Raw genomic sequence first — 14541 nt, forward strand, 5'->3', positions numbered from 1 at the left:
CCCTCCGGCTTTTTTCATTTTGCTGATTCCCCGCTCTTTTCAACGCTATTGCTCTGCCGGGGAACAAGCCCCGGGGTCATCCGCAACCTCTGAAAATCCAGCGCCTGCAGCCACGCAGACGTACCGATTTACGATAGCCGTGAAAGTGCCATCATCCAGCATCGACTGCAGTGCGCGATCAAAGTCTTCCACAAACGTGGAGCCAACGGTTGCTTTGGAAAAAACAAAGTACGCGGGCTTATTGGACACGACCAAGGAGCTGGGAATAACCGTTCCGGTAAGCCCCAGTTCCTGAATCTCGTAGAGCCCGGTTAACTGACTCGCCACCACGCCATCGACCCGATCGCGGGCCAGCATGAGCCATAGCGGCTCCCGGCGGGAGAGGTACTCGATGTTTTTTTCGTAATCCGGATTCTGGACAAGGGCGCTGTACTCATCGCTGTAAGACACATGAATCTGGGCACCAAGCCTGAAACCCGATTCCAGCAGCTGCCTCAGGCCATTCAGCTCGAACCTTGACTCGTCAGATTGCCGAATAAACAGGATATTGGGTGATACCAGACCGACCACTTCGGAGTAATGGGCATACTCCTCTCGCTCCGGAGTCCGGTAGGCGCCGGAGAGCATATCCACATGCCCGTCACGCAACTCCCGAAGCGCCCTGGCCCACGGCATCTTCTGAAAGGAAAGCCCGCAATCCAGGCGCCCCAAGGCCTCACGGACCAGGTCGGCATCAATGCCGACCACCTTACCCTCCTGAACCATGAAATAGGGCGGATCATCGTCCCAGCGCAGGGAGATGTCGCAGTCCCCAAAGCTTGGGGCCGAAAAAAAGAGAACGGACACTAGCACCAAAGCAGATCTGCACAGCGCGGGCGCCAAAAAACGGGAAAGCAACGACTTTGAGAACGGCAACCCGTTGCTCTTGCCTGGATACATCTTTGATGCCGCCGAGGAAGGGAAGTCTAATTAATATAGACTAATTAGTCAGGCACTCAATATTCTGAGTAGCAACGCCCGGGCTAACTCCCTGTCATCTTGTGTTCATGCACTCGTTGCGCAATCAAGGTAGTGTCTGCAAAACCTGTTCAATAGGAGACCACGAGCACCACCATGAACCAGCCAGACGATCCGGCCAGCCTGACAGAACTTCTGGAGCGCCTTCGCGCAAACACCGAGGGACAGGTTCAGGTGTCTGTGGGCGATGTACTGGCAGCTGTTGGTGAACGTTCCTTCGGGCCGATGGTTCTGATCGCCGGTGTTATTACCCTGGCGCCGCTGATCGGTGACATTCCCGGGGTACCCACCCTGCTCGGCCTGATGGTGTTACTTACCCTTGGGCAACTCGTGTTCCAGCGCCACTCGATCTGGATTCCCTCAAAGCTGGCGCGCCGGAACATTGAAAGAGAAAAGCTTGCCAAAGGCCTCGACTGGATGGCGAAGCCGGCCCGTTTTCTGGATCGCTGGACGCAACAACGGCTGCCATTTCTGGTTCGCGGGCCGGGGCAATACGTTATCGCCATCATCTGTATGGCCGTGGCTGCAGCCATGCCACTGATGGAGGTGATTCCATTCAGCGCCAACGGTGCCGGAATCGCCCTGATGGCGTTTGGCCTGGCCATCGTGGCGCGAGATGGTCTGCTTGCCCTGGTGGCGATCCTGGCGACCGGGGGCACCGCCTGGTTCATCCTGAATAACCTCCCCTGGTAGGCAGCACTTCCGGCAGGGGTCGCCAGAGACCTGTGCTACTGTTGAGCTTCAGCTACAAGGAATACAAACATGACCATTCTTATCACGGGCGCCAATCGCGGCATCGGCAAGGGCCTGGCCGATGAGTGGAGAGAGGCGGGCGAGCATGTCATCGGCACGGCCCGCAGCGAACCGGGCATGGAGGTGCTGGATGTCGCCGACCCCGCCAGCGTGACCGCGCTGGGCGAGCGCCTCGAAAGCCAACCGATCTCAACCCTGGTCTGTAACGCCGGCATTCTGCTCGATCGCCATGAACAGCTGGACGACGGCTACCCGCCCGAACTCTGGGCGGAGCACTTCCAGGTCAATGTGACCGGCGTATTCCTCACCATACAGGCGCTGCTACCCAATCTCAGACTGGCAGTGGCCGGGGGCGGCACCCCGAAAATCGCCATCATATCCAGCAAACTTGGATCCCAGGCTTCTGCGGGTGGCGGCCGGTACATTTATCGAGCCTCGAAAGCGGCGGCGCTCAATCTCGGGCGAAATCTCGCCGTTGACCTGCGTGAGCAGGGCATTGCCGTGGGCATCTACCACCCGGGCTGGGTGGCCACGGACATGGGCGGCAGCGACGCCGAGGTATCGGTTGAACAATCCGTTGATGGCCTCAGGCGGCAGATTGATAGCCTCACCCTCGCCGAAACCGGCTGCTTCAAGGCCTGGGACGGCAAGGACATGGCGTTCTGAGGGCGCGCTGGCATGGCAGCGCAAGGCCTCGCGCGGAGTGTTTCTGTCACCATTTGAAACAATCCTTCTGAATCCCGATTCACGGTAAAGCTGCTACTATTGCTACATACTTCAGGCTTATGGGCTTGGCAGCACCCGCCAGACAGCCTGCTGAATCCAATTCTTGAAAAGCTCCTGCGTCAGGGGCTTTTGCGTTTGAAAGGACCCGGTTGTATGTCCAGCAAAGCGAAGCAGACCCAGAAACTTCTGCTGTTCCGGCTTTCCGGCGAGCGTCTGTTCGGGATCGGAACCTTGAAGATCCGGGAAATCCTGCCTTTCATGCGGCTGACCAAACTGCCCCACAGCCATCACGCCGTCATCGGCACGGCCACCTTCCGGGGTTCCGCCGTTCCGGTGATCGATATGGCTGCCGCGGTCGGCTATCCGCCGCTGACGCAGGAAGAACGGGAAAAAGCCTCGATTATTGTCACGGATATCCAGCGCCAGGAGATCGGTTTTCTGGTGCGCAGCGTGCAACAGATCATCGAGACTGACTGGAAATCTGTGATGCCGCCACCGAAGGCCCTGGGCAGCAAGGCGTTTATCACAGGTCTGCTGGACGTGGATGGCGATATCATCCAGCTGCTGGATGTGGAATTGCTGTTGGCGAAGGTGTATCCGGAATCACTGGACACCCAGGAGGTGGTTCTCACGGATGTGCAGAGTGAGACGCTCAAGTCCCTGAACATTCTGATGGTCGACGATTCCCAGGTGGCCCGTAAGCAACTCTCGGACGTGCTGGACAGCAAGGACATCCCCTATCAGGTGACGTCCAACGGTGATGACGCGCTGCAGATTCTGCTGCGCGACCATGAACTGGGCCGACCCACGGACATTCTGGTCAGCGATATCGAGATGCCGGGGCTCGATGGGTACGAGCTGGCGTTCAATGTGCGGGACAATTCAGCACTGAAGCAGCCTTACATCATCCTGCATACATCACTGAACAGTGAGATGAGCCTGAGCTATGCCAATCAGGTGGGCGCCAACGAAGCGCTGACGAAATTCGATGCCGAGGAGCTGCTTCAGGCCATGCTGCGAGGCGCCGAGCAGGCCCGCTAAAGCCTGAGCTGCTCGATAAATTCGTCCGCGTCAGCGCGCATCTCCGCCAGCCTCTGCTGCCACTCTTCCCGGTGACGATTCAGCGTTTCCTCACTCAGGCGAGTGAATCGTTCGCCGGTTTCGGCCACGGTGCGGCTGGCATTGGCGATGGATTCCATGGTGGGATCGTTCAGCTCATCGGCCTGGCGGTCCAGATCCCGGGCGGCCTGCTCCAGAATCACCCGGTCCTCCTCCGGTGTCGGCTCACTGTCTTTCAGGGCATCTTCCACCGAGCGCTCAAGCTCCCGCATGGCTTCCTGCAACTTCTTGCCGAACGCCTCCATGGCGCCCTCTGCCTCACGGCCGATTTCGTCTGAGTAGGCTTCCAGATCCCGCGCCAGCTGTTCCATCTGCTGCTCAAAGTCATCCGAAGACGATGAGAAACGGGCGCTGAGCTCTTCACCAAGCCGGCTGAGCTCGCCCATGATGCTGCTGAACGGGGAAGGGTTAAGGATGGCCTCGCCAGTACGGTCGTAATCCACCAGCCACTGATCCTGGAACCGCACGAGATAGGTGACCAGCTCCAGCCGCTCGCCTTCGGTTCCGGCTTCGGCCGGCAGGCGGGTTACGATGGTGGCTTCGAGATCTTCAATGACGACCCGGCCGAAGGATGGCACGGCGTCGGTCCAGCTGCGCTTGTAACCGTCGAACGCGGCGGATTCGGCCAGGGTCGAGTATTCCATCACATCGCCGGCGTCATTCTCGGCCATGGCCTGCCAGAAGGCCGCCGCCACTTCCTGGGGCGTCTCCGGGTTGCTGCACGCGGCGAGCAAAGTCAGTGTCGCGACGGCCACCAGGCCGCGAAAAAAAGAACGCATCATTGCCGTGCTACCTTGGGCTCATCATCCATGGATGCATAATACACCCCTCAGAGTTTGCAGGTCAGTTCCGCCAGCTCCTCATCAAACACCCGGCGGTTTTCACTGTAATCCACGGGCACGTCCACCACATGAACACCGCCTTCAGCCAGGGCGCCTTCCAGGGTTGGCCGGAGGTCTTCCGTGCGGGCCACGCGGTGACCCTTGGCACCATAGGATTGGGCATAGGTGACAAAATCCGGGTTGCGATAATCCAGGCCGAAATCGCTGTAGCCTTCCTGGCCCTGCTTCCACTTGATCATGCCGTAGGCACTGTCGTTGATAATCAGCACCACCAGGTTGAGATTCAGTCGCACCGCAGTTTCCAGCTCCTGGCTGTTCATCATGAAGCCACCATCGCCACAGATCGCCATCACTTTCAGATCCGGATACAGCATGGAAGCCATCATGCCGCTGGGCAAGCCGGCGCCCATGGAAGCCAGGGCGTTGTCGAGCAGTACCGTATTGTTGTCGTAGGCGCGGTAATTGCGGGCAAACCAGAGTTTGTACATGCCATTGTCGAGCGTGATGATCCCGTCATCGGGCATTACCTGGCGCACATCGTGAACAATGCGTTGGGGGATCACCGGGAAGCGATCGTCTTCAGCCCGCTCCTGCAGGTGCGCATCCACCGCCTCCTTCACCTCCATCAGGCGGGTGAAATCGTGGTTGGCGCACTGGCCACAGTTCTCGGCCATGTATTCCACGCTGTTGGCGATATCCCCGACAACCTCGTGCTGGGGGAAATACACCGGGTCCACGTCGGCCGCACTGAAGTTGACATGAATGACCTTCTTGCCGCCGGGGGTCATGAAGAAGGGGGGCTTCTCCACCACATCATGGCCCACGTTGATCACCAGGTCGGCGCGGTCGATTGCACAGTGGACAAAGTCGCCGGCCGACAGGGCAGCGTTGCCCAGGTAGCGCGGATGTCGCTCATCCACCACGCCCTTGCCCATCTGGGTGGTGAAGAACGGGATGCCGGTAACATTCACAAGATGCAGCAACGCCTGGGAAACCCGTTTCCGGTTGGCGCCGGCACCGATCATGATCAGCGGATGCCTGGCCTCGCGCAGCATTTCGCACGCCATCTCCAGGCTTTTCGGGCTGGCCGAGGGCCGCCGGGCATCACTGGGTTTGAAGATGTGGGTATCGGATTCGGGCGCCTCATCGGCGATGTCCTCCGGCAGCTCCAGATGCACGGCACCCGGGCGCTCTTCAGAGGCCAGGCGGAAAGCTTCCCGAACCTTGGCAGGAATGGTGTTGGCATTGCTGATTTGCCGGGTGTACTTGGTGAGCGGACGCATCAGGTCCACCACATCCAGAATCTGGAATAGCCCCTGCTTGGAGGACTTGATGGGTTTCTGGCCCGAGATCATCATCATGGGCATACCGCCCAGCTGAGCGTAGGCGGCGGCAGTCACGAAGTTGGTGGCGCCGGGCCCGAGCGTGGAAAGGCACACTCCCACGCGCCCCGTCAGGCGGCCGTAGGTGGCGGCCATGAAGCCGGCAGCCTGTTCATGGCGGTTGAGGACCAGCTGAATACTGGAGGTCCTCAAAGCCTCCAGGAAGGCAAGATTCTCCTCGCCGGGCACCGCGAAAATGTATTCAACGCCTTCGTTCTCCAGCGCCCGAATAAACAACTCGGCCCCATTACGGGCCGGGGTCTGTTCGTTGGCCATGGCCTTCCTCTTGATCTGTGGATTCCGGGTGATCGGCAGGTTCCGGGATCAATCGGTTATGGGCGGCTCCGCCTGCAAAGCATCCGCCGGCACGCGATCCAGACCCCAACTGCGATACACACCCTCTGTTACGCGCCGAAGGGCGTCCTCGTTCACTTCCGCAGGTTCCCCCCGCTCCAGGGGATCGTAATGGAAGATGTACAGTCGCGATGTGAACTGTTCGAAAGGCAGCGACGACTCGCCAAAACGCTCTCCGTTGCCAGAGGTACTGACTTTGACTCCATCGCCCCAGTTCTGGCCGCTGTCGTTATTGGGATTGAAGAAATAAATCCGCATCTCACCTTCCGGGTCGAGCGCAGCCCGGAGAATGGTAATGGCGTGCCAGCCGATAAACCTGGCGGCACTGTCGGTCACCGCAATACCCGCAGGCTGCGGGTGGATCAGCGGCTGATTGCCGTTGTAGTAGGGGTGATAACTGGCATAGAAATGCCGGATAAAGCCTTCCAGATCATGCAGCTTGCCAGTGGCCACATCCACATTGATGGCAAATCCGCGCCCGGCAGACCAGCCGTGGAACTCCGGGTTCACCCATTTGTGGGGATCGCCCTGGCGGCCGACGCACAACCGGCCCATCTCCACATAAATGCGGTCCAGATGCGGCACTACAACCAGGGAGACAGGATCCAGATCGAGGGTTACCTCGGAAGCGACACCGCCGACACTTCGTGCCGACGACACCGGCTCGCCTTCAAAGTGAATGACGATTTCATTGTCTCTGGCAGCCCAGGCCACCATCTGCAAGAGATAGTCCGGATCGTTATACGCCCACATCGAGAGAGCACGGGCCGATTGGCAGGTAGGATTGTTGCCCTGCCCCACCCCCAAAGGCTGGCCCAACATATTCAACACGCCCTGAATCAGCCAGGCATTCGGTTGCGGTTGATAGCCATAGGCCAGCTCAAGTCGCTCCCGCGCATGAGGACAGAGAGACAGCCGTGCCTGGCGCCACAGGCCCGGCGCAACAGGAGGCTGATAAAGAATACCCCGTTCCAGAAGCAGCGCCAGGCCGTAGATGCCCTGTGCCGTTTCCGGATAGATACCTTCTTTAATCAGGGTGTGGACCAGCTCCCGATAACACATCAGGCAATCCCGGCCGGTACTGGACAGACCCAGCGCTTCGCTCAGCAAGGTGTCCTGGTCCAACAGAATGAAACGTATGAACGAGGCATGGTAAGGCGAGACCAGGCCGGTATCGTGCATGGAACGCGCAAACCCGGTGGCCTCGTTCTGCAGGGCCTGGGCGTCCATGGTTTCCAGCCGCTGCTCGTAGACCACGGTTCCGGGGTCTTCACTGCAGGCCCGGGTGGGGCCATAGAGGCTGGAGATCAACCGGTCGGCTCCGCGCCCGGCACTGCCCAGATCGGCCTGCGGATCGGCTCGGCAAAGGGCAATCTGGGTAATCATCTTGCGCACGTCCGATACCTGGATCGGCCGCTGTTCAAGGATCCGCCAGATCTCCTCGATCAGACTATCAATGACATGTTCGTAGCCAATATGGTGGGCCACATACTGCACAAGGTTCTGACTGATCAGCGCGAGCTTGCCCTGCTCCCGCTCGGCCTCGCCGGTCATGCCAAACAGCAGGCCCAGGTTGATGGCAAGAACCTGGGTCAGATAGTGGTGGGCCTGTTCAGCCGACACGGAGGGGTGCAGATAGCTGCCACGGGCGACGGAAAGCAGCCGCAATTCGCTGAAGGCCTCGATGACGACGGTATCGGCATTCTGGCTCTGCAGCGAATAGGTTGTCAGCGTGGGAAGGAGAATACCGGGTTCGGCCCAGTCGGTGCCTGCAAAGACGCCCGCCAGTTCAAGGCGCTCAGCGCGCTCCTCGATGATCCGGCAGCCATCCGGCTGCAGCAGGATCCGGCGGGCAATATCCAGCACACGCGGCAGTTTGCCGGCCTTGGTAAAAGACCGGCTTTCTTCCAAAGCCTGAATGGCGTCATCCAGGCGTTGAGCCAGCTTGTCAATGTTTACAGCTGGCGCTGCGCTGCCCGATTGGTGATCGTTCAAACGATAATCCTCAGGGCCTGGCACCAAACCCGGTTGTTGTTAATGCTTCTCCTGATTATACATAGAAATCGAGGTCTTCCTGATGTTTCAGGAGGTCCCGCATGACATAGGGGTCTTCACCGAAGAAATACACCAGCCCCCAGTGGGTACCGAAAGCGGTACGCTTGGTGACCGTTTCTTCAAGCGGCGCAGTCAGCTCGTGAGACTCGAAATACTCGTGATTTTCGGTCTCGTCCGGAATTTCCAGCTTGCTGACAACCCGACGGCGCGGATACACACCGAAACAACCGGCATACCCCTTCGCATCTACTACTTCCTTCGGGAAGAAGGCTTTGATTTCATCTTCCGTGGTTTTCGGGTCAAACGTCAGGATCATTCCCTGGTACGCGTTGAAGCCGTATGCACGCTCAAGCAGCTCGAATACCTTGAAGCCCGGTGGGCGATAGGCCACCTCGCCAAAGTACATGGTCCGGTCGCTGGTTACGAAGTACTCCGGGTGAATAAACCCGAATTCGATATCGAAGGTCTTGATCAGCTTCTCGATTTCGCCGCGAATCTGGTCGCGATACTTCTCCAGGTCCGGTGTTGCGGGCACAAATACTGAATAGCCCAGCGTCACGTACTCGGAAATGTTCAGGAAGGCGATCTTGCCGTTGTGAATCCAGGCCTCGACCGCAAACTCCCAGCCATCCAGGTGCGACTCCATCAAAACCGGGAATTCTTCTTCCGGGATGGTATCGACTTCATCCGGCGTACGGATCACCCGGTGGCCAAGGCAGCCGGCCTTATCAAAGGCCTTGAGGTGAATCGGATCGTTGGGGTCACCATCCAGTTTCAGCAGAGTCTGGTTAACCCGCTTGAGGAACCGGATAACATCACCCTTGTCGTGCGCTTCCTCGAAGATACCCACCCGGATACCACCGAGCTGGGCACGGCGTTTCATCAGGGCCTTGTCACGCAGCAGCATGGCCTGGCCGAACAAACGAGGCTTATCCATCAACACTGAGTTAATGGCACCTGCCCACTCCACAGTCTCCTCAAACAACGGGATGGCAACGTCTACGCCCATCTCCTTGAGGGTCTGCGCAATTTCTACCGAACGATCATTCAGGCGCTCAAAATTCCAGGGCACGTAGGGAATGTCATGCTCTTCGCAATAGGCTTCGGCCCAGTCCGGTGCCACGACAACATACCGACGATCGAATTTGTCGGCCGCTTCAACCGCATTCAGGCTCCAGCCCAGTAACGCAATATACCCTTTCTCAGGATTGTACTTTTGCTCACTCACAGGCTCTCTCCTTTCATAAGGGTTGACTTATAACCCTACGCATTAGCTGTGAAATCGCAAATTTCGCCCCCGTTCGAAACGGAAAAAGCACTACGACAGCCGGGAGTGAATCCAGCAATCGCAGTGCCTTAGGCTTTCTTAGATCGATTGGGAATATCAGCCCAGTTTCAGGGTCGACAGGGTCCTCTCGCGAACTTTGGTAAGCAGTGCTTCATCTTCTACCAGGGACTGTCCATAGGACGGAACAAGCACTTTCATCCGTTCCTGCCACTCCGGAGTCTTGATCTTCTCGGGGAAACAGCGCTCGATCACGTTGATCATCGCATTGGCTGCGGTGGAGGCTCCGGGAGAAGCACCCAGCAGCGCCGCCAGCGTTCCATCTTTTGCCGCCACAATTTCAGTGCCGAACTCGAGTTTGCCACCGCCACCATCGACCTGTTTGATGATCTGAACGCGCTGGCCGGCCATGCGCAATTGCCAATCCTCTTCCATGGCGTCCGGGAAGAAGTTGCGCAGCGAGGCCACCCGGTCACTGTGGGACTGGAACACTTCCCCGATCAGGTAGCGTGTCAGGTCCATGTTGCTCTTGCTCACCGAGAGCATGGGCTTAAGGTTGGTGGGTTTCACCGAACCCAGGAGGTCAAAGATGGAGCCCTGCTTCAGGAAGCGGGTGGTGAAACCTGCGAACGGGCCAAACAGAAGCGCCGGCTCGCCATTAATGATGCGGGTATCGAGGTGCGGTACCGACATGGGCGGCGCCCCGATCGGCGCCTTGCCGTATACCTTGGAGTTATGCTGCTTGACGATGTCGGGCTTGCCACACACCAGCCACTGACCGCTCACCGGGAAGCCGCCGTAGCCCCGGGCTTCCTCGATACCGGATTTCTGCAGCAGCGGCAACGCGCCACCGCCGGCGCCCAGGAACACGAAGCCGGTCTCGAGCTTGGTCAGCTCGCCGGTCTTCTGGTTCTTGACGCGGATCTTCCATCGGCCGTTGTCCCGCTGGTCGATGTAGTGCACCGGAGAGCTGAGCATCAGCTCGAAATTCGGCTGGGTTTCCAGCCAGCTCACCATGCTGCGGGTGAGCGAGCCGAAATCCACATCGGAACCGTGCTTGATCCGGGTCGCGGCAACCCGCTGCATGGGGTCCCGGTTATTAACGATCAGCGGCATCCACTCCTCGAGATCCTTCGGGGACTCGCTGTATTCCATGTCGCGGAACAGGTGATGGGCACTCAGGCGCTCATAACGACGCTTGAGGAAAGCCACATCTTTCTCGCCCCAGACAAAGCTCTGGTGCGGTGTACGGTTAATAAAGCTGGAGGGTTCGGGCAGGATGCCCTGCTCCACAAGGTAGGACCACAGCTGCAGTGACACCTCGAACTGGGCGTTGATCTGCAGAGCCCGATCGATGGTTACATCGCCATCACCGGTCTCGGGAGTGTAGTTAAGCTCACAGTACCCGGCGTGCCCGGTACCTGCGTTGTTCCATCCGTCTGTGCTTTCATGGGCAACGTGGTCGAGACGCTCCACCATGACGATGTCCAGGGACGGATCAAGCTGCCTGAGCATCATGCCGAGAGTGGCGCTCATGACGCCACCGCCGACCAGCACTACGTCTGCCTGTCTAACGGCCATTGGTTTTCACCCTAGCTAGTGTTGAGCCTTTTGCCCTCTCACGATCAGCAAGAAAGCCTGTCGGAAGCCGGTCGGGCGCGAGGTAAACGGCGCCGCCGTCTGCTTCCGGTCTGAATGTGCGCGCAATTATCCCGATTTTTGCCGGGAGAATAAATTGCGATTGTCAATCGTTGCGTCTTTCTTCGGCATCTATTTGGCTCAGATGCCGATACGTGCACTTACGAACAGTGGTTTGCTACGGGTCAAAGGTCTAAAATCCGCCCGCGTGATCTGTCTGGCCGGCTCAGGCCTCCACTTTGACAAACCAGGACGGGATTTCCCCAATGTCTGCCCTTGATGCGTTTCTGATTATTCTCGCGGTTCTGGCGCTGCTCGGCGTCATATTTGAAGAGGTCATCCACATCAACAAGGCCAAGGTAACGCTGTTCTTTGGCACCATGAGCTGGATGCTGCTGTTCCTGTTCAGTGATAACGCTGGTGAAACGTCCGCCATTTCCGACGGCTTGTCCGAGAGCATCGCCGAAATCGCCGGGCTATGGCTGTTTCTGGTCGCAGCCATGACGTTTGTCGCCTACCTGAACAAGAAGGGTATGATCGAAAACGTGATTTACCTGATCATGCCGAAGCAGGTAAGCGAGCGACGGCTACTATTCCTGACCGGTCTTTTTTGTTTCATTTTCTCCTCTTTAGCAGACAATATCACCGCCACTTTAGTCTCATGTTCGCTGATTCTGTCTCTGGATCTGGAGCTGAAAAAGCGTATCCAGTTCGTCACCCTGGTTGTGTTTGCGGTCAACTCGGGGGGCGTTTCGCTGATCACCGGCGACGTCACTACATTGATGATTTTCCTGGCGAAAAAGGTTGAAATACTGACACTGCTGACCCTGGCCATTCCGGCCTCGATCACCGTCTTCATCCTTGCGGTTTTCCTGTCGCGAGGGCTTACAGGGACCGTGACAATGCGCTCCAACAATACCCCTGTTCGACGGGTGGATGCGATCATCAGCGGGCTCTTTTTGTTAACAATCCTGAGCACCATTGCCGGTAATGCCCTGTTCGGTATTCCACCGGTACTGACCTTTCTGTTCGGCTTGTCCATCATGTTCCTGGTGTCTCGATTCATGAGTGACGACTCCGATCTGGACCCGATTCTCGAGTACATCCGCATCATTGAGTTTGAAACGCTGCTGTTCTTTCTCGGCATCCTTCTTCTGGTGGGCATGCTCAAGGAGATCCATGCGCTGGATTCGCTGGTGGCGATTTACGACATCCTGCCGCCGTTGTATGCCAATTACCTGATGGGCATTTTCTCGGCCGTTATCGATAACGTGCCTCTGACGGCGGCCCTGCTGAAATCCGGCATCGACATGAGCCCCGGCGAGTGGATGGGCCTGACCTATGCCGTGGGTGTAGGTGGATCGCTTCTGGTGATTGGCTCAGCCGCCGGTATAGTGGCAATGAGCAAGATTCCGGGGCTGACCTTCGCCGCCTATATGCGGTATCTTGCACACCTTCTGGCAGCCTACACCCTTGGCTATGCCGGGGTTTTCATGCTCGGACGTTTCATCAACTGAGGTCTATCTATGCTAATGGCATTTGGCGCAATCATCGCCGGCCTGGTCCTGCTGGTCTGGAGTGCCGACAAGTTTGTGGAGGGCGCCGCGGCGACCGCCAAACATCTGGGCATGCCCACCCTCCTGATCGGCATGGTAATCATCGGTTTCGGCACGTCAGCCCCGGAACTGGCGGTGTCTGCCATGGCCGCTTCAGACGGTAATCCCGGACTGGCCCTTGGTAACGGGTACGGTTCGAACATTACCAATATTGCGCTGATTGTTGGTCTGACAGCCATCATTGCACCCATCGCCGTGCATTCCCAGGTTATCCGCAAAGAGTTGCCGCTACTCATTGTACTGACGCTGATTGCTGGCGCTCAGTTGATCGATGGCGAGCTGTCTCGTTTGGACGGCTGGGTATTGCTGGCGGTTTTTGCAGCGGTAATGGGGTGGTCCATCTTCCAGGGACTGAAAGGTAAGGCGGACCCGCTCGCCGGCGACGCGGATGCTGAAATCATCGCTCACCCCATGCCCCTGAAAACCGCCGTTATCTGGCTGGTTATTGGCCTGGTGCTGCTGATTGTCAGTTCCCGACTGCTGGTGTGGGGCGCCGTAACCATTGCCCAAAGCCTCGGTGTCAGCGACCTGGTCATCGGTCTGACCATCGTTGCCATCGGCACCTCCCTGCCGGAGCTGGCTTCCGCCCTCGCCGCCGTCAAAAAGAACGAGCACGATCTGATTCTGGGCAACATTCTGGGCTCGGGCATCTTCAATACCCTCGCGGTGGTGGGCCTTGCAGCCGTTATCGAGCCTCTGGCGGTAGACCCGGAAGTGCTTTATCGGGACTGGGCCCTGATGCTGGCATTAACGGTGGGCCTGTTCCTGATGGGCTTTGGTCTCACCGGTTGGCGCAAGCTGGTAAGCCGGGTAGATGGCGGAATTCTGGTGCTGGTTTACGTGGCCTATACCGGTTACCTGCTGTCTACAGTGGTAGCCGCCAGCACAGCCTGATCTGCCGAATCTGTGTGAGGCCGGTGCTAACCGGCTTCACCGTCTCCCAATAGCTCAGTCAGCCTTGAACGCACTTCGGTCATCACCTCATCCAGGTCGGCCTTGGTCTTGCCGGCCGTCTCCAGCGGCTCGCCAACCCGCACATCCACCGGCTGCCCCAGATTGATCTGCCAGGTTCGGGCAGGCAATACCCGATGAATACCACGCACGGCCACTGGAACAATCACCGCCTCAGTATCCAGCGCCAGATGAAAGCAGCCCTTTTTGAATGGCAGCAGCTTTCCGTCTGGTGAACGGGTGCCCTCAGGCGCGGCCCACAGCACGATTCCGCTTTCCATCATCGCCCGGGCCTTTTCCAGATCCCTGACCGCACGTTGCCGATGGGATCGGTCCACTGAAGGAAACTCCGCCGCCCTCATGGCCTGGCCCAGCAAGGGAATACTGAACAGCTCCTTTTTCGCCAGCATGCGGATGGACCCCGGCAACGATACGAAGGTGACCGGAATATCATAGTGGCTGGCATGGGTGCACATGATGATGTACCGGCGCCCGTCGCCGAAATCAGGCACTTGCCCGCGCACTGTCAGGCTGGCACGAACCAGTCGTAACAGCGAGGCCGACCACTCGCGACAGTATTTGTCGACGATGGGCCGGTTCAACCTCCCGAACAGCGCCCTCAGCAAAACCAACAGGGAAAAGAGTGCTGTCAAACCGACACTGCCCAGAACCACACCCGCCCGCCGAAGAAGCGTCGCTGACTCCGTTAGCGGATTCATCTTCAATCGAATCATCTCGGCTACCCTGCTCTGTTTCCCGGGTTTGTTCGCGGCCTTGCTGCTGCGCATTTAATAAGGGGCAAA

Annotated in this window: 12 protein-coding genes; 5 read left to right on the plus strand and 7 right to left on the minus strand. The window is 58.2% G+C overall.

Going from position 1 to position 14541, the window contains the following annotated elements; all coding sequences use genetic code 11:
* Positions 1–45: 45 nt before the first annotated feature.
* Positions 46–852: a substrate-binding periplasmic protein gene (locus J3362_RS09405; protein WP_349519319.1), complete on the minus strand. Its 807-nt coding sequence runs from the start codon at positions 850–852 to the stop codon at positions 46–48.
* 261 nt (positions 853–1113) lie between these two features.
* Between J3362_RS09405 and J3362_RS09410 the strand changes: the two genes are divergently transcribed.
* From J3362_RS09410 to J3362_RS09420, 3 genes are all read left to right on the plus strand, one after another.
* Positions 1114–1710, plus strand: a complete 597-nt coding sequence (locus J3362_RS09410) for an exopolysaccharide biosynthesis protein (protein WP_349519320.1) — start codon at positions 1114–1116, stop codon at positions 1708–1710.
* Between the two features lie 69 nt (positions 1711–1779).
* Entirely contained in the window at positions 1780–2436 is a 657-nt protein-coding gene (locus J3362_RS09415) for an SDR family oxidoreductase (RefSeq protein ID WP_349519321.1), read from the plus strand.
* Between the two features lie 213 nt (positions 2437–2649).
* The gene (locus J3362_RS09420; protein ID WP_014578332.1) at positions 2650–3537 is read left to right on the plus strand and encodes a chemotaxis protein; all 888 of its coding nucleotides are present in this window, start codon (positions 2650–2652) and stop codon (positions 3535–3537) included.
* On the opposite strand, the gene J3362_RS09425 is transcribed toward J3362_RS09420, so the two are convergent.
* From J3362_RS09425 to mqo, 5 genes are all read right to left on the minus strand, one after another.
* Entirely contained in the window at positions 3534–4397 is an 864-nt protein-coding gene (locus tag J3362_RS09425) for a hypothetical protein (RefSeq protein ID WP_349519323.1), read from the minus strand. The genes J3362_RS09420 and J3362_RS09425 overlap by 4 nt on opposite strands.
* A 47-nt stretch (positions 4398–4444) precedes the next feature.
* Positions 4445–6115, minus strand: coding sequence for an acetolactate synthase large subunit (locus tag J3362_RS09430; RefSeq protein ID WP_349519324.1), 1671 nt, complete (start codon positions 6113–6115; stop codon positions 4445–4447).
* Positions 6116–6163: 48 nt separating this feature from the next.
* On the minus strand, positions 6164–8188 hold the full coding sequence (locus tag J3362_RS09435; protein ID WP_349519325.1) for a hypothetical protein: 2025 nt from the start codon (positions 8186–8188) through the stop codon (positions 6164–6166).
* Positions 8189–8243: 55 nt separating this feature from the next.
* Positions 8244–9476, minus strand: a complete 1233-nt coding sequence (locus J3362_RS09440) for an ATP-grasp domain-containing protein (protein WP_349519326.1) — start codon at positions 9474–9476, stop codon at positions 8244–8246.
* 156 nt (positions 9477–9632) lie between these two features.
* A complete protein-coding gene (mqo, locus tag J3362_RS09445; protein ID WP_349519327.1) occupies positions 9633–11114 on the minus strand; it encodes a malate dehydrogenase (quinone) in 1482 nt (493 codons plus the stop codon).
* Positions 11115–11437: 323 nt separating this feature from the next.
* On the opposite strand from mqo, the gene nhaD reads away from it, so the two are divergent.
* Both nhaD and J3362_RS09455 read left to right on the plus strand, forming a co-directional pair.
* Positions 11438–12688: a sodium:proton antiporter NhaD gene (nhaD, locus tag J3362_RS09450; protein ID WP_349519328.1), complete on the plus strand. Its 1251-nt coding sequence runs from the start codon at positions 11438–11440 to the stop codon at positions 12686–12688.
* Positions 12689–12697: 9 nt separating this feature from the next.
* Positions 12698–13681: a calcium/sodium antiporter gene (locus tag J3362_RS09455; RefSeq protein WP_349519329.1), complete on the plus strand. Its 984-nt coding sequence runs from the start codon at positions 12698–12700 to the stop codon at positions 13679–13681.
* 26 nt (positions 13682–13707) lie between these two features.
* On the opposite strand, the gene J3362_RS09460 is transcribed toward J3362_RS09455, so the two are convergent.
* Positions 13708–14472 (minus strand): lysophospholipid acyltransferase family protein, encoded by a 765-nt coding sequence (locus J3362_RS09460; protein ID WP_349519330.1) that lies wholly within the window; start codon positions 14470–14472, stop codon positions 13708–13710.
* Positions 14473–14541: the final 69 nt, after the last annotated feature.

The organism is Marinobacter sp. NFXS11 (genome assembly GCF_040148675.1).
In the GTDB taxonomy this organism is placed as follows: Bacteria; Pseudomonadota; Gammaproteobacteria; order Pseudomonadales; family Oleiphilaceae; genus Marinobacter.